The following is a 20,142-nucleotide window of genomic DNA, read 5'->3' on the forward strand; positions in this document are numbered from 1 at the left end:
TTCTCCAAGTTGATGACCGTTGATAGCTCGCTGAAGGTTAAAACAGGATAGGTAGGTGCATTATTAGAACGATGATTTTCGATGTGTTTTCTGGGGAGTTTCAATCTGGAAACCCTTGCGGTGTGGTGATGCTCGATGAGTGGTTGACTGACGCAGAACTGCTCCAATTGAGTCAACAACTAGGGCAACCGGTAACTTCGTTTTTGATTGAGTCGAATGGACAATTCCAGATTCGTTGGTTTTCATTGGAAAGTGAAATTAACCTGTGTGGTCATGGTAGTTTAGGAGCCGGTGCCTTTGTTATCACCACGTATCAACTTAATAAAGTAAATCTACACAGTCAGTACGGCACAGTAACGGTTCAGAAGCGAGATGAGGGTTATTGCATGACACTACCGGCATGGAAAGGTGAGTCTGGTGTCATTCCTGAATCATTAAATGGCAGTTTCATGCAAGTGGATGACGTATTTTTTACTCGCGATTTAGTGATCGTTTTGCCCGATGAACAATCTGTTGCCAACTTTCTACCTGACCAACAAAAAATTAAGCAGATTCGTAAACATCATGCTCTGATTGTTACTTCGTCGAGTGGCGATAGCGAGTACGTTTTAAGGTATTTCGCACCCAACATCGGTATAGATGAAGATTTGGCGACAGGGTCAGCACAATGCTCGTTAGCTCCGTATTGGTTTGATAAGCTTGGCGTGGAAGCTCTCAGTGTTCGCCAATTATCCAAAGCGGGTGGCCTTTTTCATGTCGAGAAGACTTCGGACTCGCTCATTACCATTGTGGCCAATGTGACTCTTCGAACATAGGCAATAGATAACCGTATAAGGAAGTTATGAAATTATCTGAATTACAAAACCACATCAAAGCGTTTGATCATGCCCCTGAGTTGTCGGATCACTATTTCTTAAAGTTGATAGAAGAAGTTGGGGAAGTGTCGGAAGCCATTCGTAAAGGGCAAAGTGGTCAACCAGCATTAGAAGAGTTAAAGGGCTCGATTGCTGAAGAGTTGTATGATGTTCTCTACTACGTCTGTGCTTTGGCAAACATCTACGACGTGGACTTAGAGAAAACTCACGAACTTAAAGAAGTTCTAAACAAGGCTAAGTACAACCGCTAATGCTCTTTAGCGTATCCGTTTAATCGGAGCTCAACGTCTATGTTTTTTATCGAACTTGCTTTGGATGGTCACATAATCACGTGCAAAGCAGCTTCTACTAATTTTTTACCAAACTATGAACCAGTATCTCTAAGTTATGACAATGCAGAGGTAGATCGTTTCGTCTTACGCTTTATGCTTGTGGCACAAAAAAGCCGATTTATAGGCGCCACTACCCTTGTACTATGGTGCTAAATGATTGAACTAGAGACTATTGATGAAGAGAATAATTCTAGCTGCACTGATATGTAGTGCTTCCAATGCTCACGCTGAATGGGTCAAGCCTAGCGAGAGATATGCGAATGAATACAAGAAGCATGAAAGTGCAGTTTGTCCTATCGAAAAGAGCGATATTCGCCATTTTGTCTATTTTGCGAGAGACAGGGCCGGCATCCAAAATCACCCATTACTGAAATCTAATAGTTTTGCTGGCGCTCAGATCATGTATCCGTGGGCGGAGTTAGAGCCTGTAGAGGGCGAATATGACTTTTCTCAAATCGAAGCGGATCTCCAATATCTAGAAGCGCACGGAAAAAAGCTATTTCTCCAGCTTCAGGATGCGACGTTTACAACCACCTTTAAAGGTGTCCCTGAATACCTTCTGACGGAAAAGTACGATGGTGGCGTTGTTAAACAGATTACGGATGATGGCGTGCATGAAGGCTGGGTGGCAAAAAGGTGGAACAAAGACGTCAATCAACGTTTTGCGAAACTGATTGTTGCATTGGGTAAGGCGTTCGACGGCCGTATTGAAGGCATAAACCTTCAAGAATCAGCCATCGGCGTGACAAGCGAGATATCTCCGGGCTTCACTAATGAGGCTTATGTAGCAGCGATAAAGTCGAATATGGATGCTTTGAGTTCAGGTTTCGAGCATTCCGCTAAAATTCAGTACGCGAACTTTATGCCTGGCGAATGGCTGCCGTGGGAAGATGAAGGTTATCTTAAGTCGATTTACGAATATGGCGAGAGCATTGGTGTTGGCCTCGGTGCACCAGATTTGATGCCAAAACGCAAAGGACAGCTAAACCATGCGCTTGCGATGATGCATGAGAGTGACTACTCGGTACCCATGAGTATTGCAGTTCAAGATGGCAACTACATTGGTAAAACTAATAGTATGGATGTAGAAAGCGGGCGTGAAAACCTAGTACCAAGCTTAGTCTCATTTGCTACGAAGTTTTTAAAAGTCGACTACATGTTCTGGGTAAACCAAGAGCCGTACTTCGAGCAAGATGTCTTATCTTGTTTTGATGGTGCAAAGAGTTAAATGGCTCTGCTGTACTAATATCAAAAAATAGGTATGAGAATGCCCCTTACTCTATGTTGGGTTAGGGGATACGATAACGCTATTGTTTAAACTGGGAAGCTAGCGTCAGCTTGTTAGTAGTGAAGTGATGCTTTTAGGTATGTTGTTTGCCTGAGCAAGCATGCTAGTTGTTGACGTTGTACGTATTCTCTCTTTGAGCATGTTTGTCGTTTCTTTAGCGAAGTCAGTGTCTTTTATGCGACTATTGCTTTCATTAATGTTGATCTCTTGGTTGGACAAGTTATTGATTGCTTTATCTAACCGATTTTGTGTACTCCCGATATTTCCTTGAAGCTTATTAACTTGATGAAGGATTAGGTCACACGTGTAAATCAAAGCATTACGGTCATTAATGTAGTCTGTCTCATTCGGTTCATAATCTTCTATGTGTTCGAAGTCATGTTGAATTAACTCAGTCAGGCTACGGTCCAAGCCAAAAGCGACAAATGGATTTCCTCCTTTAAGTAAATAACTTCTAGAACCATCTGGCTTGGTTAAATTGGCAAAGTGTTCACCTGATATTCCAAATATTTCTCCATTGGAGTACTCAGAGCCTTTTTCATAGGCATAAGCTAAGATGCTTTGTTCTACACCATCTTCATCTTCAAGGTCTGTGATGAAAAATCTCACTTTTTCGTCAAACTGATTGTTGAGGTAGTTGACTACACCTTCAATATTTTGCCCTTCAGGGATTTCTATCCGTGTTTTTCTCTCCCCACTATTTTTAACAAAAAGAAAGTCAATGTAATCTCCTTTTTCGGTACGCCAATCTAAAGGGATAGGATCTCCAGTGTAAGATGAAGGGGTAGTTCGAATAATTCGCTCTTCGTTTAATGCTTCTAAATTTGGTAACCCGAAAAGCATTGTTTCACCTGTTTTAGATCCTATTTGAAAACGTAAGCTTTCTTTTGAGCCATTGAGCAGGTTCAACCCTCCGTAATGGCCGGTTTGAGTGATACGGTGTAGTTCGTCACCCAGTGCTCGAATTTCTTTCTCAATTGCTTCAATGTCTTCTGGGGTATTTGTGCCATTTACAGATTGAAGAGCGAGATCTCTGATTTGCTGAATACTCGATGTGTACTCTGAGATCGCCCCTTCGGCAACTTGCAATATTGATACTGCATCATTTGCATTCCGCATCGAAACATCCAGCCCACGGCTTTGTGTGCTTAGGCGATTGGATATTTGCAAGCCAGCTGAGTCATCTTTGGCTTGATTAATCTTTTGCCCAGAGCTCAACTTTTCCATGGAGGAAGCTAATCCTTGTTCTGAACTTCTGAGTCTGTTTCGTGCTTCTGCTGCGACATAATTACTTTGAACGGTTAAAGCCATGGTATTTATAGATTGTTGGTTATTTTGTTTTCTATATATGCAACATTAATACCATGCTCTCGGTTGCTTATTTGGGTGGCTTTGATGGTTTCAAATAATTAGTTTTGATTATGTTTTTGATTTTCGGCAAAATTTTGCCGGCAATACGAAAAGAGCTTAAAGCAATCGCTTTAAGCTCTTTTTCAATTTAGAAGTAATCAGCTAGATTATTGAAGATAAGCGTTCAGCATCCACATTAGCTTCTCTTGTTCACGGATGTAGTCACCCATAAGTGCAGCTGTACCTTCGTCAGATGCGTCGCCTGCCTGTTCAAGAATGTCGCGCTGTTTGACTAATAGCTCGCTGAAACCATTTACCAGCCCAGTGACGCAGTCTTTCCCTTGCGTGGCATTTTGGTGTTCATTGATTGAACTTACTTCAAGGTAGCGGCTGAATGCGTGATCGGGTGTATGACCTAGTGTAAGGATACGTTCTGCGATCTCATCGATTTTGGTTTGAAGGTCCGTATAGATCTCTTCAAATTTCACGTGTAGCTCAAAGAAAGATTCGCCTTTAATGTTCCAGTGGTACCCACGCGCGTTCATGTACAGAACTTGGTAGTGAGCAAGCAGTGAATTTAGCTCATGGGCAAGTTGTTGTGATTGTTGATTATCTAGTCCAATAAAATTCTTAGTCATTTTGTGTACCTTGTTCTTGTTAGGTTATTTTGTTTTGTTGGGTACAGTTTATGTCGTACAGATGGCTAATAAAAATGGACTGTTTCTATGTTTTTGATAGGTAAAAACTATCGTAAGTTTGGGTGCTGAAAGTTTGTTGTTCGCAGTGACTTTTAATATACCGAGCTCAGCTTGTTCTCTAAAAAGTCAAGAAATACTCTGACTTTCTCTGGTACATGACGACGTTCTGGGTAGACAGCATAAATATTGTGATCGGGTAGGTTGTACTCTTGAAGCACTTCTATCAATCGCCCAGAATCTAGATGGTCTCGTACGATGAAGGTGGGCATTTGGCATATTCCTAGCCCTTGCAACAGCATTTCACAAATAGCATCGCTGTTGTTGACCACAAAGTTACCTTTTGGCTCTACTTTCAATTTCTCGTTATCACGATAAAAAGTCCACTCAACACCGGCTTGGAATAGGCTGTAGTAGATACAATTGTGGTCTTTTAAATCAGAGGGTGTTTTCGGAGTCCCAGATTTAGACAGATATTCTGGCGAGGCGCACACTACGCTGTGGCATTTAGCCAGCCTTTTGGCAATCAGTGATGAGTCTTTGAGCTCACCGATTCGGATGCCGACATCGTAACCACCTTCAATCATCTCTACGACTTTGTCATCCATGCTCAGTACCACTTTGATATCCGGGTACTGGTCAAGAAACTCTTTTAATAACGGGACTAAGTGCAATCTAGAAAACGTCATAGGTGCATTGATTTTCAATGTGCCTTTGGGTTTCCCTTGATGGAGAGTGGTTGCATTGATCCCTTGTTGAGCAATGAATAGGGCGTTGCGCGCATAGTCAGAAAATTGTTCCCCAGCTTCCGTCAGTGTAAGTTTGCGAGTACTGCGATGGAATAAGCGCGTACCAAGGTTATCCTCTAAACTGGAAATCCGCTTGCTGACCGCGGATTTGGTCATGTTTAAACGATCCGCAGCAGCTGAAAAAGATCCTGACTCAATGACGGCAACAAAAACAGGAATGGCTGAAAATACATCTCTCATTGTTGAATTTTACTCAACTTAGTTGTTATTAACTGCCTATTATACTCATTAATCGATCTAATTATAATCTGCTCTAACTTTAGGTGAGGGATGGTTATGTTAGAAAAATTAGGCTGGAGCTCTATGGCCGTATTCAGCGGCGTTTTGTTGGCTCTGATGATCAATGTGAATAGTGAGTTGGCCGCAACGACGTCTGCATTTTTTGCTTCTTGGATTGCTCATGGCGTTGGTAGCGTCTTGGCTCTTCTTTTGTATTTGATATTCAAGAGCCGTGGCAGATCGCACGAAAAAGTAGAAGTGAAGAAGCGATATTGGTTTGGTGGAATACCGGGTGCTTTTACCGTGGTGTTAGCATCGATAACAGTGCAGAGCGATATTGGTCTTACTGGAACCTTAGCTCTGGCATTAATAGGGCAATTTGCGTCGTCACTTTTAATCGAGCACTTTGGACTTTTCAATCAACCTAGTGTGAGGCTGTCGCTTGCCAATTTAGTTCCTACATTGTTCGTAACAACAGGCGCATTGTTGATTATCTTCGGAAAGGCGGGTAGCCAATGATTTTTGTTTTCTTGGGCGTATTGAACGGCTTCTGTATTACATTGAGCCGAGTGTTTAATGGGCAGCTTTCCACGAAATATGGGGCGTTTTATGCGTCGCTGGTTAATCATACGGTTGGTTTTCTGTTCTTATCGGCCCTTTTCACTATGGTTTCTGTATCTTTTTGGGGACCACTGCAAATGACGTCAGGTCAGTCTTGGCTGTATTTAGGTGGTGTGATTGGTGCGCTATATGTTGCCGTTAATAGTTTTGTTATGACTAAGCTCGGTTCAACAAACTCAATTGTGCTGGTGGTATGTGGACAGATGTTGTTTGGTCTAGCAATAGACATGTACAGCGCAGGGTTGGAAAACCTAAGCCTACAAGTACTAGGAGCTGGCTTAGTGATTGTCGGTGTGGTGTCGAAAGTTAAATATCAAACCTAGCCTGTATTGATCAGGGGTATACGAATTTAGATGACTAAAAGCTGAAAAATCATCGCCCGAGCGGAGTCGACTCGGGCGTATTTTATTACCTACTTAAGTGTTTTTATGTTTTATGCAGCCATTGGCTTGTGTACGTAGTCTCTGCGTTCAAGTAAGAAGCTTTCTAGGTGAGCGTATGAGTCAAAATTGCGGTGTGAAGGGTAGGCCATGTTACCTTCTTTAATGATGTTACGTGCTATTTGAGAAACGTGTTTTTCTTCAAGCATGTTAAATTGCGAATTAATGTCTAACGTTTGGTTTAACTCAAATACAGCGTCAACGACAGCTTGTGCTTTCTCAGATTCTGTCACGCCTTCTAAACCTAGAGCATCTGCAATAATTGCGAGGCGGTGTGTCGCTTTTGGTAATGCAAATTGAAGAACGTGTGGTAAGGCAATCGCGCAACCTAAACCATGCGGAACTTTGTAAAACGCTCCTAACTGGTGAGAGATACCATGAGCCCAACCAAGTAACGTTTTAGAGAATGCTTTACCTGCGTCAAAGGATGCTAATGCCATTTCACTTCTTGCTTCATCATCTTCAGTGCCGTTTTTGTATGCGCGAGGCAAAAACTCGAAAATACGCTGAATACTTTTTAAGTTCATTTCATCCGTTTGTTTTGTCGCATAGGTACTCATAAATGACTCCATCGCGTGTGTAAGCGCGTCCATTCCTGTTGCTGCGGTAATGTGAGGAGGTAATGCCATTGTCAGTCTTGAGTCGAAAACCGCTAAATCAGGTACGATTCCATAACTTACTAGTGCATTCTTTTGGTTGGTTTTTTCGTCTGTCACGACCGTTACTGTTGTTGCTTCAGAGCCTGTGCCTGCCGTCGTAGGAATGGCAACGAAGTAAGCGCCTTTGCGACGTAACTGAAGCATACTCATTAAACCGTGAGTGATCTTACGAGGATCTAAATTGTGTTTAGCACAACCGTTGATCATCTTAGTGCCATCGATTGAACTACCACCACCAATTGCGATAGCACAGTCATAGTTGTGATCGTGGCATGCGGCGATACCTTTTTCGACGATGGCATACGAAGGGTCTGGCTGAATCTCGTTGAAAACTTTGTAATCAATGTCTCTTTTCTCGAGTGCATCAATAAGCAATTGGAATGATGGAAGGGTGCAAAAAAAGCTGTCTGTAAAAATTACAGGACGTTGAATCCCTTTGCTCTTCAAATGTTCCGCAAGTGCATCAAGTGATTTGTCACCATTTAAAACATTTGGTACTGGAACAGGCATGCGAGGGAAAGCGGTGCTTGCAAGTGCATGGTATGTGTTTACAAAAAATCGTTCAGTTTTATATAGCATCGGAGTTACCTACTGTAAGTTAAAATTTGGTGTAAAGTTTCTATTCCCTTGAGTAAGTTCCATCATTCTCTTTACTGTATGCATTTACCCTACACTTAAACAAACCGGTCGGTCTAGTGTTTTTTGTGTGTTTTTTTTAAAAACTTCTTTATGTCGGTTATCAGTAATTGATAAATCATCTGTCAAAACTGGGAGTCTAGAACGCTAATTTATTGAAAATAAGACGTTTAGTTTATCCATCACTAATAAATGAGCATTATGTCTAACATTCCTCGGACAAATTTATTCGCAAAAGTACTAGACCGACCGGTTTGTTTTGTATTATTGTGTAATCAACCCAACGAGAAAGGTATAGAAAATGAACAGCATTACTTCACTTAATGAAATGAAGCATCACTATAAGAATATGAAAGACGCGTACAATTCGGATCCAATGCCGAGCTTAGACGCCCGTGTCACGAAGCTTAATTTGCTAAGAGAGGCACTGATTGATTTTAGCGACCGAATTTGTGATGCGATGAACCAAGACTATGGTCAACGTAGTGTGCAAGACACACTGATTGCAGATGTGCTTCCGTGTGTTGCGAATATTGATTACAGCATTGAGCATATCAGTGAGTGGATGGCGCCATCAGTGCGTAGTGCGGGAGCATTACTTTCGTTGTCTCAAGTCGAAGTGGTGTATCAGCCAAAAGGCGTGGTTGGTATTGTAACTCCATGGAACTTCCCTGTTATGTTATCTGTTGGCCCACTTATTTCTGCAATCACTGCGGGTAACCGCGCAATGATCAAAATGAGCGAGTTCACTCCAAATACGAACCAGGTATTGAGTGAAATGCTGTCTACTCTCTTTAGTCATGACGAAGTCGTGGTTGTAGAAGGAGAGGCTGGTTTATCTGCAGAATTTACAGCGCTTCCTTTTGATCACTTGCTATTCACCGGATCAACAGCTGTAGGACGCCTAGTCATGAAAGCTGCTTCAGAAAACCTTACGCCTTTAACTCTTGAGCTTGGTGGTAAGTCACCTGTGATCGTAGCGGATGATGTTTCTATGGAGTTAGCGGTAGAACGAATTATTTACGGTAAAAGCCTTAACAATGGCCAGGTTTGTGTTGCTCCTGATTATGTAATGGTTCCGGAAGGCAAGAAAGAAGCATTCATTTCAGAATATAAGCGTCAATATGAAGCACTATTCCCTAAAGGTATTCACTCAGAAAATCTTACTTCAGTGGCGAACTCCCGTCAGTATGATCGCGTTATTTCGCTGCTTAATACTGAAATTGGCAAAGGCACACGAGTAGAGCCTTGCCACGTAGATAGCATCGATGAAAACGAGCACCGACTAGTGACTCATCTAGTGGTTGAACCGTCACTTGAATCTAACATTATGGATGAAGAAATCTTCGGTCCGTTACTTCCAATTATTGGGTATAAACAAATCGATGAAGCGATTGCGCTGATCAATAGTAAGCCGAGACCGTTAGCGCTGTACCTAATGACATTCGATGAAGCACTACAAAAGCGAATTAAACAGACTATCCATTCTGGAGGTATGTGTATTAATGATTGTGTATTCCACTTAGCGGTCGATGATGCGCCATTTGGTGGTATCGGTGAGTCTGGTAAGGGTAATTACCATGGTAAAGAAGGCTTTATTACCTTCTCACATGCTAAGACTGTCATGACAAGTGGTCATGAGCACCAAATTAAACATTTGTTCTCAGCGGAAGATAACGAATTCAAGTCAGCAGTATTAGCCATGCTTGGGAAGTAATCGCTAACCGTTAATCCAATAGTGAGAGAAAGACAAATGTTAGAACGCTTTTTTGAAAAAACAATCCGTGGTTACTTATTGATTACAGGCCTCCTGACTGCAAGTGCGTTTGCGACGTTTCTCGCACCCGAGTGGAGTATGGTCAACCTATTTTTTTACGACCAGCAAATGATGGTGAACAAGGAGTATTTGCAAGCCACTTATCAACATTGGGGTGTCATGGTTGGATGTATCGGCGTTTTGCTCATGGTCTCGGCTTACATCAAGCCTTTGCGAACTTCTACCATGATTTACAGTGGTTTTGAAAAAGCAATGTTCGTTGGTTTATTTCTCTATAACGTACACGTTAATGATTACGAGTGGTTCTTAGGTTGGAGTGGCGTGTTTGCTTTAGATGGTTTTGTTACTGTCTATTCGCTTCTCTACGTTTACTACTACTTAACCCGTGATAAGAGCAAGACACCGGCGCACTTACGCTAATTCAAGTTCATTTGCTTACAACTTTCTAAATTAACGCGACTGCACATTCTTTATGTGACTCATGTACTAGCAAATCGTAACTATTACCTAGACCGACTGGTCAGTTTAGGTGTGTCGGTCGCTACTGATGCCAGAGGTAACCAAGATGGAAATACCTAACCTCAGATTTGATCTAAATACTGTCCATTTTTAGATTTAGGGAAGAGCTTGTCAATGGACTGACATTTACCAAATGAATTATAAGCTATTGACTAAATGAAGGTTTATTAACATGAAAAAAGAAAATATTTTCCTACTCGTCGCATCTCTTGGGATCTTCCCTGTAGCCTTAACTTACGGGCTGTTTCAAGAGTTGTTCTTTGGTATCGATGTCAACAGCATCGAAATGACCAACATTTTCCGAGCTACCATGGGTCTTTATGTGGCAATGGGAACGTTTTGGTTAGTTGCAGCATTTAATAACAAATACACGTTATCAGCTCTGCATAGCTTGATTGTGTTTATGAGTGGTTTAGCTGCCGCAAGAGTGGTGAGCATGCTTGTAGATGGCACACCAAATATTGTTTTGGTTGGATACACGGTTATCGAAGCTGTGATTGCGTTCTCTGGTTATGTGGTTCTTAAAGGTTCAACAAACGCGAATTTTCAACAGAAAAATAAAGTTGGAGCTTACTGATGAAGACTAAAATTGTAATTTCCTTGGGTCTAATTACTCCGTTCATCGCCTTTCCATCATTAGGCGCAGCGTCAACAGAAGCTACAACAGAGGCAAACCAACCTAACATTTTGCTTATTGTTGGTGATGATATCGGAATGGGCGATCTTCAACCATTTGGGTCTGAGATTAACACTCCAACTCTGAATTCTCTCGCGGAAGAAGGTATTCGCTTCAATAATTTTCACGCGTCTCCGGTTTCGTCGGTAACACGAGGTCAACTCTTTACTGGAGCCAATAGCATTGAAGTGGGTTTAGGGTCGTTCGACTACTCAATCTACCCACCATCAAAAGGCAAAAAAGGTTATGAGGGTTATCTGACTCGTGATGCCGTAACAATTACTGAACTACTAAGAGACAATGGATACAACACCTATCATGCCGGTAAATGGCACTTGGGGTCTGGTGATGGTCATGGTAATCCACCACAGGATTGGGGCTTCGACCAAACTTATGGCGTCTATTCAGGTGGTTCAGCACACTGGGATGATACCGATATGTACCCATCGGTAAAAGTCGCTGAAAAAGCACTGGCTGAAGGAAAACAGCCGCCTGTGACGAAACAAAAGTTCTATGAGAATGGTCAGCAAGTCGAGCGTGTCAAAGGGATCTATTCTGATGATCTTTATACAGGGAAAATGATTGAATACATCGAAGAGGGCAAGGACTCTGGTAAACCTTTCTTTGGTTATCTCGCACTTACAACGGCGCACTTCCCACTTCAAGCACCTGCGGCATTGATTGATAAGTACACAGAAATGTATGAAAGCTTGGGATATGAAGGCCTTAAAAAACAACGTTACGAACAGATGATCGAAGCTGGCGTGTACCAGAAAAATACCCCTTATCCAGCAGACAACCCAATTACTAAAAAATGGGATGATTTAACGGATGCCGAGAAGAAAACTCAAGCACGACTAATGGCAACATACGCAGCGATGATTGAAGCTCAAGACTTTTATATCGGGCGAGTATTGGATTACCTAAGAGAAACGGGCGAGCTGGACAACACATTGGTTATCTATATGCCAGATAATGGCCCAGAAGGATCAGACGCTATGGGTCCACTGGCCAACAGCTTATGGAAGAACTGGACAGAAGACCATTTTGATATGTCTGATGAAGCAATCGGTACATCACGTTCAAGCCGACAGCTAGGCAGTGAATGGGCAAACGCTACGACAGGTCCACTGCAATGGTGGAAATGGTTTGTTTCCGAAGGTGGTGTGAGAGTTCCGCTTATAGTGAGTCCACCCGAAGGTACAGGGTTCGATCAGCAAGGTGCAATGTCTAACACAACATTAAGCGTGAAAGACCTACCGATGACCATACTTGACTATGCAGGTGTCGCGCATCCTGGTTCTGATTATAAAGAGCGTCAAGTCGCGTTGCCTTCGGGTAAATCTATGGTGCCTTTCTTGTCTGGTCAAGCAGATACCGTGCGTTCTGAAGATGATTGGTTTGCATTCGAGTTGTTTGGGAACGGCTTTGTTATTCAAGGTGACTATAAGTTAATGAAGCTCCGCACTGGTATGTACGGTGATGGTAAGTGGCACTTATATAACATTAAAGAAGACCCGGCTGAAGCTGTGCCAATCGAAGATAAATATCCTGAGATTTATCAAGATATGATGGTCACTTACGAGCAGTACAAGAAAGACCATAACATTGTTGATGTTGCTGAAGATTGGAACCCGTGGTTAGGCGCGGCAGGTCATACCATGTCGCATTAATAATACAGACATAACGATGTTAAGTTGGCTTATAGCCCCTGAGTTTTCTTAGGGGCTTTTTTAGTTAAAATTAAAATGTAGACCGGTCGGTTTGTTTTGTGTATAGTGCCATCAATACCTCGAAATAAACAACGGGATTTAGATAGAGAAGGAAACTCTTCAATAATTGGGAGCAACTATGAAAGCTATCTCAGCACCACAGTTTAATGGTAAGGCACACAGCAAAATTCAAGCTTTAGCAAAGCCCATCGGTGCGGTGTGCAATATTGATTGTACGTACTGTTACTACTTAGGTAAGCAAGGTTTATTGGACTATTCATCGCGCTCTTCCGTATCCATGGATGAAGTCGCACTCGAAAATTACATTAAGCAGTATATTGAAGCTCAAAATACTGAGGAGATCATTTTCTCATGGCATGGCGGTGAACCTACATTGTTAGGCGTTGAGTATTTTGAATTGGTTGTTCAGTTACAAACAAAGTATTGCCCGGAAGTTTCTACCATCACAAATGATATTCAGACGAATGGCACGCTCTTGAATGAACAGTGGTGTGAATTTTTTAAGAAACATGACTTTGTAGTTGGCGTTAGCATTGATGGCCCTGAAGATATCCATAATTATTATCGTAAAAATCGAGCAGGCAGAGGTACGTTTGAAAAAACGATGCGTGGAATTAAGCTTCTTCAGAAGCATAAAGTTCAGTTCGCAACACTGACTTGTGTTAACGATGTCAGTAGCCGAAAGCCGCTTGAAGTTTATCGGTTTTTACGTGATGAGGTGCAGCCGTCTCAAATTCAGTTCATTCCCGTTGTAGATAAACTCTCTGCGTCAACAAATAGCCAGTGGCACAGCTATGGTGACCTGGCAATCATTCCAGTTAAAGGGTTGGTAGAGCCTTGGAGTGTGTCAGCCAAAGGGTGGGGGCATTTTCTAACAACGATTTTTGATGAATGGCTTAAGCACGATTTTGGCCAAGTGTTCATTCCTTATTTCGACAATTTCTTCGGCGTTTGGATGGGGTATGAAAGCAGCATGTGCACTTTAAGCGAGATTTGCGGAAAAGGGTTAGCCGTTGAACCAAATGGTGATGTCTATTCTTGTGACCATTATGTGTTCGATGAGTTTTTACTTGGAAACATTGAGAAGAAACCTTTGGGCTCTCTTGCTTTCTCGTTTAAACAGCAACAATTCGGTTTTGCAAAAAGTAAGTCGTTGCCAACACAATGCCGAGAGTGTGATTACCGCTTTGCGTGTCACGGAGAATGTCCGAAAAATCGTATACTAACGACTGCAACTGGTGAAGTGGGTCTTAATTACTTGTGTTCAGGTTGGATGGATTTCTTTACTCATATCAACCCCATTATTACCGGCATATTGAAGCGTAACGGTAAGCCATTGCGTGGAGATAAAGCATGACGTTAGCATTTGAAACCTATTTGGCCATCGGTTTGTCGATGGCTCTCTTAAGCCTTTGGAAGACCTATTCAGGGCCAGCTATTGCAGCCTTTCTATCATATTCTTACCCGGAAATGCTGGTGTTTAACCTTATCCCAGCGATGCTCGCTGCGTATGCTGGCTGGCAAATTGCTCCAGTGTATTCACGTCTGTTCAAGAAACGAAAAGAAGTGGTGTTTAACCCTAAGCTAAGAAAATTTATGAGAAAGTGGAATCAATACGGCCAATTGTCGATGGCGATTTTGGCACCAGTATTGGTTGGAATTCCTAGCTATACTTTTGTTTCAAAAAGATTAAATCAAAGTGGGGTGAAAACTTTCAGTCTGCTTGTTCTATCTATCTTAGGTTGGAGCAGTTTAGCTTATAGCGGTTTTGCTTTTCTAGATCTTAGCCAATACGTTGAGCTTGAGACCATCATTCCTGCCTCTGTTCTTGAGGTTGTTAGACAGTAATAGGTTTTTTGATACCAAATAGAAAAACAAAAAGCTCATCGAATGATGAGCTTTTTATCAGGCATTTTTACAAAATGTGAGAAGAAGTAGACTCATTAGTGCGTCAGTTTGATTGTCTCTTTCATTGCGTTATCCAGCAGTGAACGATCTTTCTGCATAGCGGCCAATAGAGTGCTTCCTAGCCACAAGCCATACAGTGTTCTTGCCGTATCATAGCCATCAACCATATTGAAACTTCCGTTCTCAACACCTTCTTTAAAAAAGTGTCCCATGCGGCTAATGATCTTCTCTGCACCTTCATTAAGCACTTTTTGCATTTGGTTTGAAGTACCAGACACTTCACCAGATAATTTAACGACCAAGCATTTTATTTGAAAATCTGAAGTCAGTTTCTCTGAACACCAATAGTCAAAGTATGCTTTAACTCGATCTTGGTAAGAAAGAGAGGTATCCATCAAGAAACTATCGAGGGTTTCTAGGTGATCTTCGAAGTAATTCGTCAATAGCACAGACCCAAAGTCTTCTTTCGATTTGAAGTGATGGTAAAACGACCCCTTCGTTGCTTCAGCGCTATTAATAATCTTCATCAACCCAAGGCCTGCAAAACCCTGTTCACTTATAAGCTCAAAGCCTACGTCCAAAAGTTTTTGTTTTAAGTCTTTCATAAGTCAGCTCGGAATCTAAATGATTAGTAGCATTATACGCTCACTAAACCGACCGTCCAGTCTAATTCTGACAAACTTAACAAAATTCTGACTAGACCGGTCGGTATGTTTGTTCTAGTATATACACGGTCGAGGCAACGTTAGTGTTAAACATAAACAGACGGTGGATTAAATATGAACAGAACAATCATCATTGCTGGAGCAAGTGGCTTAGTTGGCCGAGAAACTTTGAGCGCTTTATTAGACAGTGAGAACTTCGGCACCGTCTATACGCTGTCTCGACGTGAGGTTAACAGAGAACATCATAAGTTAAAGCAGATAATCGACAGTCGCTTAAATGTACCAACAAGCGCTCTTGATTCTATCTCCCCGGAAGTCGGGGTTATCGCTTTAGGAACCACGATTAAAAAGGCAGGAACAAAAGAAAAATTGCGTTCTATTGATGTGGATCTTGTTGTTTCTACAGCGCAAAGCATGAAGAACATGGGTGTAAAACACCTCATCGTTGTGTCCTGCTTGGGGGCTGATAATAACGCACGCTCGCACTACCTTCGCTGTAAAGGGCAAATGGAAACCAAAGTTGAACTTCTGAATTTTGAGAAAACGACTTTCTTACACCCAGGGCCACTAGCTGGCAATCGTCAGGAGAGCAGGCCTGATGAAAAATTACTTCAAGGTGCCCTTAAAGTGTTTAGGCCGTTGATGTTGGGGAGTATGAAAAAATATCTACCTATTCAAGCTACAAGTATCGCGAAAAGCATTGTTGTGCATTCGACATTCCCGACCCCGAGTAAGGTAGAGCGATTAGATTCTATAGACATGATGAACCTAGCGTATTAGTACCACTTTCCGTGAATCGATTGATATTTCCCATATTTAACCTGAATTTAGGAAGCGATAGTAATGAGATACAAGATTACGTTTTTATTGATAGCTTTGATGTTGGTAAAAGAAACGTTTGCAGAAGAGTTAGCAACTGACCCTTTGCATAACCAATACGAATCGTGGTCATACGATCATTATCATGTGGTAAAAAACAATACTAGAACGTTATGGTTTGTCGATTATTACGATATTAGTCATCGACAAAATGAACGAGGTGACTCGGCACTAATATTGACGTTTATACCCGAAAAATTAACGCAAGAGAAAGTAAGAACAGCAGCCATTGACGCGTTAGAAGACTCGAACTCAGGGATCAATATTAATGATCCTAGCATTCAAAAATTAGTGAATAGCTTGTCAGTATCACTTTTAGAAAAAGACGAGATCGCCATTATTTATAATGGGCAAACTATGCAGGTTCAACATAATAGTAACGTTATTTATCAGACTCACTCAACGTCTAAACAGAGCATTGCATTGAGTAACATTTGGCTTGGTGAGAACCCAGTTGATGATTTGTTATAAAGAGAAGTCAATTTGGGTAAAACACCTAACTCTCATGGTTTTAATACTACAACCCTTCAAAGCAATGAGTGGGGATAATACGATGATCAGCATTAATCAAAAAGAGTACCAAACCTTTTCGAAAGGACTTAAGTATGAATTGCTATTTCGAAACTTGGGTAAGCAGGTGTTTTCTGAATTAAAGAAAAACCCTCCAGGTAGCATGACCGCCGATAGTTTGGACCTTTTGAGTAAAATGGAGCATCACAATACCAAGGTGATGAGCCCAGTTCGGCAGCAATTTAATGTTGATAGCTCTATTGGTTGTAAAGATAAGCTATTTGCAAAAACGGTCATACTTTCATTGAGAATGATGCCGTACCTAGGTTCACGGTACCTAGAAGGAAGTGCTGAGCGATTTGTTCGCCAATTGGAAGAAATTCAAGCTTTTAGTCCTAGGGGTTATGAAGAGGAAATGACCTATATGGTTGAGCATGAAAGAGCGCTGTATGGATACCTTGTTCATCTAAACAATGGTGAACGAAACCGAGCTTATTCGGTGCTAAAGGATTTTGTTATAGACCATGATATTCAGTAGTCGAGGCTGTTATTTATTTTTATCACTTGTCGAACTTAAGAGAGGCCAGACATGAAAAAATTATCTTTCGTTATGTTATCTGTTCTTCCGCTTCTGGGCTGTGAAACGACCGTTGATCCTGTTAATTATCAAAACAAACTGAACTCTGTTGATGAGAGTGTTTTGATGGTTGATCGTAATGCTGAAAAGCTAGAGTTAGAGAAAGTTCTTACTATTGATCACTCTCGACTAGCTGAACAAGCTGGTGAGTATTTAGCGCCAAGTAGAGTGGACTTTTATAGCGATGATGAACTGAATACTCAATTGTTAAAAGAGGATTTGCAAGTAGGTTTGGATCTTCCATTTCGTGTGTTGAACTACGTTGAAGACGGTCAACAGAAAGCAGTCTATACCGACGAACAGTTTATTCAGAAGCGCCATGGCATTAAGGATAAAGACTTACTTGAGAGATATGCACAACATACGGCAGAACTAACCAGTGGATTAAATAAAGTGGTACCCGTTGAGAATGACGGTTTAACAAAGAACTACGGCATTGAAACAATAGTTTCAGAGTATGATTTCGACACCACGTTAGCAAATATTAAACGAGACGTGCTTGCTCAAGATGATACCGTTTGGTTCATGAACTGGGACTTTAAGGCTAGAGCACAATCAATTGGTGAATCATTACCAAACTCGACTTTGTTGGTGTTTGGTGGGCCAGCACCTGGCGCAAAAGCAATGACGGACTTTCCAAGCATTGGACTGGATGCTTTTGGCCAAAAAGTATTGGTGACAGAAGAGAATGATCAAGTGCTGGTTTCTTACAATAATATTGTCGATATGTCTGAACTTCATTATAGAGACAATGCTATTCCCCATAAAATCATCAACTATCGACTAGCAAAAACACTTAGTGGAGCGATAGAAAAATAATCAATCCCTCACGTTTATTGCTGTAAATAACATTTAAATATCCCCCTAAATAAGAAGCCATGCTTGACGAAAGGATGGTGTGGCTTCTTATTACTTAAAAACCAATGGCTAATTTAATGGATTAATAGGTCAATATTAATATTGCCAGTATCGGCATCGAAATTTAATTTTTGGAAAACCATGAAAACACAATTAGTAACACTATCTTCGCTATTTATTCTTTCTTTTTCTGGCGCAGTATCTGCAAATGACCAAGCAACGAATGAAAATATTAAGCAAGTAGCGCAAGATAGTAAAAACTATCATAGCCAAGATATTAGAAATGTTCAGAGTAATATTACTTCCGGTTACGACAGTTTTGAAAACGGCGACCAACTGTCGCTGGAAGGGACATATGGTATCAATGATAAAGCCAGTGTAAGTCTGGGCTACAGTACATTTAGTTCTGATTATCACAGTGCTTTTGACTATGATGCCGTGACACTGTCAGGCCAATATAACTTATCGAATAACATTGTTTTAGACGGTGAGTGGAATGTCTCTGGAGATTACGACAACCTGACGGTTGGTGGTAACTATGTGGCTGATGCAGGATTTGGCATTTGGAATGTGGGTGCGAATTATTCTAGCGGTGACTACAGTGATGGTTTTGATTTAGAAGCGGGTGTGTTAGTTCCTTTTGGTAATATGTATTATCGCGGTGATTTTACCTACTTCTTGGATTCTGACTATGACAGCGTATTTGAAAATGCTTTGGGTTGGACTAACGGCAATATCGATGTGAATGCATCCGTTACCATGTATGAATTTGACGATACCTCTGTGGGTATTGAATTTGGTTACTTATTTTAATCTGTAGGTAGATGAAATGAAATTTTTAAGTAAAAATAATACATTTAGGCTAACCGGCATTTTACTATTGGCTCCAGTCCTTTCTGGTTGTGTCGGTAGTAATTTCACGACTAAGAAACTAATGGAGTTCAACGTTAAGGTTGTCGATAACCGTTATGCTCGTGGTGGTGTTAACTTCTTATTAGCGCCTGTTTATGGTTTTACAACACTCGCAGATTATTTTGTTGTTAACTCTATTGAGTTTTGGACGGGATCAAATCCATTTGATGGAACGCCGCATATCTTTGACAGTAAAGTCGAGACAATGATTGAAGTAAATGGCGACCTTGACCCTTCGTTACGTGATGCGCCTATCGATCCTTTGACTTACCAAAATATCGAAGATAGCCAGATAAGAACTCTTGATGAAAACACCATTGAAATGGAAGTCACTTATTTAGATAGTACTTCTTCAACGGTTACCGGTGTGAAAGAGGGCTCTAACGTTAAGTATTTTATGGATGGCGAACTTGTCTCTGAAACAACAGTGGAAGCATTGTCAGAAGCGTTTGAAGTCAACTCATAATAAATCGCCACTTTAGGCTAACGTTTGCGAAAAAGGACGCGTTAACTATGCGTCCTTTTTAAGTGCTGTTACTCATTCTAGTGGGCGACAGCGAACCACAGATTCCTTGGTCGCTATTGGTGGGACTTTTGAACAGACGCACTTCATAATGATGTACTTAGCTCGCAGTTCTAAACTTCGAATGATTTGCCAGGACGGCGAGTTAACGGGAATACTAAGGGTAGACACTCACTTCGACTAAGTTTTTATCGGGATCTGAAAAGTACACGGATTGGATTGCGCCAACGGCACCAGATTTTGCGACCGGACCTTCAATGATCTCGATGTTTTCTTTATCCAAGTGAGCAATAACTCGTTCCAATGGCCAATTGGCAATTAAACAGAGATCACCAGAACCCACATTGGCGATGTTTCGTGGTTCTTGTCCTAACAATTGAAAGTTAATCTTTTGGTTTCCAAATCTAACAGCTTTGCGACCGTTGGCAAAAGTCACTTCCTCCATGCATAACACACGCGTGTAGAACTCGACGGCTCTCTCTATATCAGAAACTGTGAGAACAATATGATCGAAATGGCTAATCATTTTTAGACCCTTTTGCGATGTATATTGATGCCATTTTAATCAGACCGACCACAAGTAAACAAAGACTTATCTAATTTATGAGAAGTGGGCAGTGA

Annotated in this window: 23 protein-coding genes; 17 read left to right on the forward strand and 6 right to left on the reverse strand. The window is 41.4% G+C overall.

The features are described 5' to 3' along the window. Positions 1-83: 83 nt before the first annotated feature. From AC6R05_RS24175 to AC6R05_RS24185, 3 genes are all read left to right on the forward strand, one after another. A complete protein-coding gene (locus AC6R05_RS24175; RefSeq protein WP_500649033.1) occupies positions 84-815 on the forward strand; it encodes a PhzF family phenazine biosynthesis protein in 732 nt (243 codons plus the stop codon). A gap of 26 nt (positions 816-841) precedes the next feature. Further along, positions 842-1,126 (forward strand): MazG nucleotide pyrophosphohydrolase domain-containing protein, encoded by a 285-nt coding sequence (locus tag AC6R05_RS24180; protein WP_150873184.1) that lies wholly within the window; start codon positions 842-844, stop codon positions 1,124-1,126. Between the two features lie 256 nt (positions 1,127-1,382). Next, the gene (locus AC6R05_RS24185) at positions 1,383-2,435 is read left to right on the forward strand and encodes a hypothetical protein (protein ID WP_500648960.1); all 1,053 of its coding nucleotides are present in this window, start codon (positions 1,383-1,385) and stop codon (positions 2,433-2,435) included. A 105-nt stretch (positions 2,436-2,540) separates the two neighbouring features. Here the strand turns inward: AC6R05_RS24185 and AC6R05_RS24190 are convergent, their stop codons facing one another. From AC6R05_RS24190 to AC6R05_RS24200, 3 genes are all read right to left on the reverse strand, one after another. Next, entirely contained in the window at positions 2,541-3,806 is a 1,266-nt protein-coding gene (locus AC6R05_RS24190) for a flagellin N-terminal helical domain-containing protein (protein ID WP_500648961.1), read from the reverse strand. Between the two features lie 206 nt (positions 3,807-4,012). Next, positions 4,013-4,483: a Dps family protein gene (locus AC6R05_RS24195; RefSeq protein WP_150873190.1), complete on the reverse strand. Its 471-nt coding sequence runs from the start codon at positions 4,481-4,483 to the stop codon at positions 4,013-4,015. Between the two features lie 152 nt (positions 4,484-4,635). Further along, a complete protein-coding gene (locus AC6R05_RS24200) occupies positions 4,636-5,529 on the reverse strand; it encodes a LysR family transcriptional regulator (RefSeq protein ID WP_500648962.1) in 894 nt (297 codons plus the stop codon). A gap of 96 nt (positions 5,530-5,625) precedes the next feature. Between AC6R05_RS24200 and AC6R05_RS24205 the strand changes: the two genes are divergently transcribed. Then, a complete protein-coding gene (locus AC6R05_RS24205) occupies positions 5,626-6,087 on the forward strand; it encodes a DMT family transporter (protein WP_500648963.1) in 462 nt (153 codons plus the stop codon). After that, positions 6,084-6,512, forward strand: a complete 429-nt coding sequence (locus AC6R05_RS24210) for a DMT family transporter (RefSeq protein ID WP_500648964.1) — start codon at positions 6,084-6,086, stop codon at positions 6,510-6,512. The genes AC6R05_RS24205 and AC6R05_RS24210 overlap by 4 nt, the downstream gene beginning before the upstream one ends. A gap of 110 nt (positions 6,513-6,622) precedes the next feature. Here AC6R05_RS24210 and AC6R05_RS24215 read toward each other — a convergent pair whose 3' ends face one another. Next, positions 6,623-7,867, reverse strand: a complete 1,245-nt coding sequence (locus AC6R05_RS24215) for an iron-containing alcohol dehydrogenase (RefSeq protein ID WP_285401276.1) — start codon at positions 7,865-7,867, stop codon at positions 6,623-6,625. Between the two features lie 358 nt (positions 7,868-8,225). Between AC6R05_RS24215 and AC6R05_RS24220 the strand changes: the two genes are divergently transcribed. From AC6R05_RS24220 to AC6R05_RS24245, 6 genes are all read left to right on the forward strand, one after another. Then, positions 8,226-9,641, forward strand: a complete 1,416-nt coding sequence (locus AC6R05_RS24220) for a coniferyl aldehyde dehydrogenase (protein ID WP_500648965.1) — start codon at positions 8,226-8,228, stop codon at positions 9,639-9,641. 36 nt (positions 9,642-9,677) lie between these two features. Beyond that, entirely contained in the window at positions 9,678-10,121 is a 444-nt protein-coding gene (locus AC6R05_RS24225; RefSeq protein WP_500648966.1) for a hypothetical protein, read from the forward strand. A gap of 271 nt (positions 10,122-10,392) precedes the next feature. Next, the gene (locus AC6R05_RS24230; RefSeq protein WP_500648967.1) at positions 10,393-10,797 is read left to right on the forward strand and encodes a DUF4345 domain-containing protein; all 405 of its coding nucleotides are present in this window, start codon (positions 10,393-10,395) and stop codon (positions 10,795-10,797) included. Continuing rightward, positions 10,797-12,569 carry an arylsulfatase gene (locus AC6R05_RS24235; RefSeq protein ID WP_500648968.1) on the forward strand — a complete coding sequence of 591 codons (1,773 nt, stop codon included), beginning with the start codon at positions 10,797-10,799 and terminating at the stop codon, positions 12,567-12,569. Before AC6R05_RS24230 ends, AC6R05_RS24235 begins: the two co-directional genes overlap by 1 nt. A 178-nt stretch (positions 12,570-12,747) precedes the next feature. After that, on the forward strand, positions 12,748-13,986 hold the full coding sequence (locus tag AC6R05_RS24240) for an anaerobic sulfatase maturase (protein WP_500648969.1): 1,239 nt from the start codon (positions 12,748-12,750) through the stop codon (positions 13,984-13,986). Beyond that, on the forward strand, positions 13,983-14,477 hold the full coding sequence (locus AC6R05_RS24245; RefSeq protein WP_500648970.1) for a hypothetical protein: 495 nt from the start codon (positions 13,983-13,985) through the stop codon (positions 14,475-14,477). Before AC6R05_RS24240 ends, AC6R05_RS24245 begins: the two co-directional genes overlap by 4 nt. Positions 14,478-14,572: 95 nt before the next feature. On the opposite strand, the gene AC6R05_RS24250 is transcribed toward AC6R05_RS24245, so the two are convergent. Further along, the gene (locus AC6R05_RS24250; protein WP_500648971.1) at positions 14,573-15,142 is read right to left on the reverse strand and encodes a TetR/AcrR family transcriptional regulator; all 570 of its coding nucleotides are present in this window, start codon (positions 15,140-15,142) and stop codon (positions 14,573-14,575) included. 174 nt (positions 15,143-15,316) lie between these two features. On the opposite strand from AC6R05_RS24250, the gene AC6R05_RS24255 reads away from it, so the two are divergent. From AC6R05_RS24255 to AC6R05_RS24280, 6 genes are all read left to right on the forward strand, one after another. Next, complete coding sequence (locus AC6R05_RS24255; protein ID WP_500648972.1) at positions 15,317-15,982, forward strand: NAD(P)H-binding protein; 666 nt, start codon at positions 15,317-15,319, stop codon at positions 15,980-15,982. Between the two features lie 63 nt (positions 15,983-16,045). Next, the gene (locus AC6R05_RS24260) at positions 16,046-16,552 is read left to right on the forward strand and encodes a chalcone isomerase family protein (RefSeq protein WP_500648973.1); all 507 of its coding nucleotides are present in this window, start codon (positions 16,046-16,048) and stop codon (positions 16,550-16,552) included. 82 nt (positions 16,553-16,634) lie between these two features. Then, entirely contained in the window at positions 16,635-17,129 is a 495-nt protein-coding gene (locus AC6R05_RS24265; protein WP_500648974.1) for a hypothetical protein, read from the forward strand. Between the two features lie 51 nt (positions 17,130-17,180). Then, the gene (locus AC6R05_RS24270) at positions 17,181-18,047 is read left to right on the forward strand and encodes a DUF302 domain-containing protein (protein ID WP_500648975.1); all 867 of its coding nucleotides are present in this window, start codon (positions 17,181-17,183) and stop codon (positions 18,045-18,047) included. A gap of 180 nt (positions 18,048-18,227) precedes the next feature. Further along, complete coding sequence (locus AC6R05_RS24275) at positions 18,228-18,899, forward strand: hypothetical protein (protein ID WP_500648976.1); 672 nt, start codon at positions 18,228-18,230, stop codon at positions 18,897-18,899. Between the two features lie 16 nt (positions 18,900-18,915). Next, positions 18,916-19,464, forward strand: a complete 549-nt coding sequence (locus tag AC6R05_RS24280; RefSeq protein ID WP_500648977.1) for a DUF3332 family protein — start codon at positions 18,916-18,918, stop codon at positions 19,462-19,464. Between the two features lie 214 nt (positions 19,465-19,678). On the opposite strand, the gene AC6R05_RS24285 is transcribed toward AC6R05_RS24280, so the two are convergent. Further along, positions 19,679-20,047: a VOC family protein gene (locus AC6R05_RS24285; protein WP_500648978.1), complete on the reverse strand. Its 369-nt coding sequence runs from the start codon at positions 20,045-20,047 to the stop codon at positions 19,679-19,681. Positions 20,048-20,142 lie beyond the last annotated feature (95 nt).

It is taken from the genome of Vibrio sp. R11-SG3-ISO9 (assembly GCF_059834255.1).

Bases quoted from the DNA above. Each gene is read 5' to 3' on its own strand.
- AC6R05_RS24180 (WP_150873184.1), top strand. From the start codon at position 842: ATGAAATTATCTGAATTACAAAACCACATCAAAGCGTTTGATCATGCC.
- AC6R05_RS24185 (WP_500648960.1), top strand. From the start codon at position 1,383: ATGAAGAGAATAATTCTAGCTGCACTGATATGTAGTGCTTCCAATGCT.
- AC6R05_RS24190 (WP_500648961.1), bottom strand. From the start codon at position 3,806: ATGGCTTTAACCGTTCAAAGTAATTATGTCGCAGCAGAAGCACGAAAC.
- AC6R05_RS24195 (WP_150873190.1), bottom strand. From the start codon at position 4,483: ATGACTAAGAATTTTATTGGACTAGATAATCAACAATCACAACAACTT.
- AC6R05_RS24200 (WP_500648962.1), bottom strand. From the start codon at position 5,529: ATGAGAGATGTATTTTCAGCCATTCCTGTTTTTGTTGCCGTCATTGAG.
- AC6R05_RS24205 (WP_500648963.1), top strand. From the start codon at position 5,626: ATGTTAGAAAAATTAGGCTGGAGCTCTATGGCCGTATTCAGCGGCGTT.
- AC6R05_RS24210 (WP_500648964.1), top strand. From the start codon at position 6,084: ATGATTTTTGTTTTCTTGGGCGTATTGAACGGCTTCTGTATTACATTG.
- AC6R05_RS24215 (WP_285401276.1), bottom strand. From the start codon at position 7,867: ATGCTATATAAAACTGAACGATTTTTTGTAAACACATACCATGCACTT.
- AC6R05_RS24220 (WP_500648965.1), top strand. From the start codon at position 8,226: ATGAACAGCATTACTTCACTTAATGAAATGAAGCATCACTATAAGAAT.
- AC6R05_RS24225 (WP_500648966.1), top strand. From the start codon at position 9,678: ATGTTAGAACGCTTTTTTGAAAAAACAATCCGTGGTTACTTATTGATT.
- AC6R05_RS24230 (WP_500648967.1), top strand. From the start codon at position 10,393: ATGAAAAAAGAAAATATTTTCCTACTCGTCGCATCTCTTGGGATCTTC.
- AC6R05_RS24235 (WP_500648968.1), top strand. From the start codon at position 10,797: ATGAAGACTAAAATTGTAATTTCCTTGGGTCTAATTACTCCGTTCATC.
- AC6R05_RS24240 (WP_500648969.1), top strand. From the start codon at position 12,748: ATGAAAGCTATCTCAGCACCACAGTTTAATGGTAAGGCACACAGCAAA.
- AC6R05_RS24245 (WP_500648970.1), top strand. From the start codon at position 13,983: ATGACGTTAGCATTTGAAACCTATTTGGCCATCGGTTTGTCGATGGCT.
- AC6R05_RS24250 (WP_500648971.1), bottom strand. From the start codon at position 15,142: ATGAAAGACTTAAAACAAAAACTTTTGGACGTAGGCTTTGAGCTTATA.
- AC6R05_RS24255 (WP_500648972.1), top strand. From the start codon at position 15,317: ATGAACAGAACAATCATCATTGCTGGAGCAAGTGGCTTAGTTGGCCGA.
- AC6R05_RS24260 (WP_500648973.1), top strand. From the start codon at position 16,046: ATGAGATACAAGATTACGTTTTTATTGATAGCTTTGATGTTGGTAAAA.
- AC6R05_RS24265 (WP_500648974.1), top strand. From the start codon at position 16,635: ATGATCAGCATTAATCAAAAAGAGTACCAAACCTTTTCGAAAGGACTT.
- AC6R05_RS24270 (WP_500648975.1), top strand. From the start codon at position 17,181: ATGAAAAAATTATCTTTCGTTATGTTATCTGTTCTTCCGCTTCTGGGC.
- AC6R05_RS24275 (WP_500648976.1), top strand. From the start codon at position 18,228: ATGAAAACACAATTAGTAACACTATCTTCGCTATTTATTCTTTCTTTT.
- AC6R05_RS24280 (WP_500648977.1), top strand. From the start codon at position 18,916: ATGAAATTTTTAAGTAAAAATAATACATTTAGGCTAACCGGCATTTTA.
- AC6R05_RS24285 (WP_500648978.1), bottom strand. From the start codon at position 20,047: ATGATTAGCCATTTCGATCATATTGTTCTCACAGTTTCTGATATAGAG.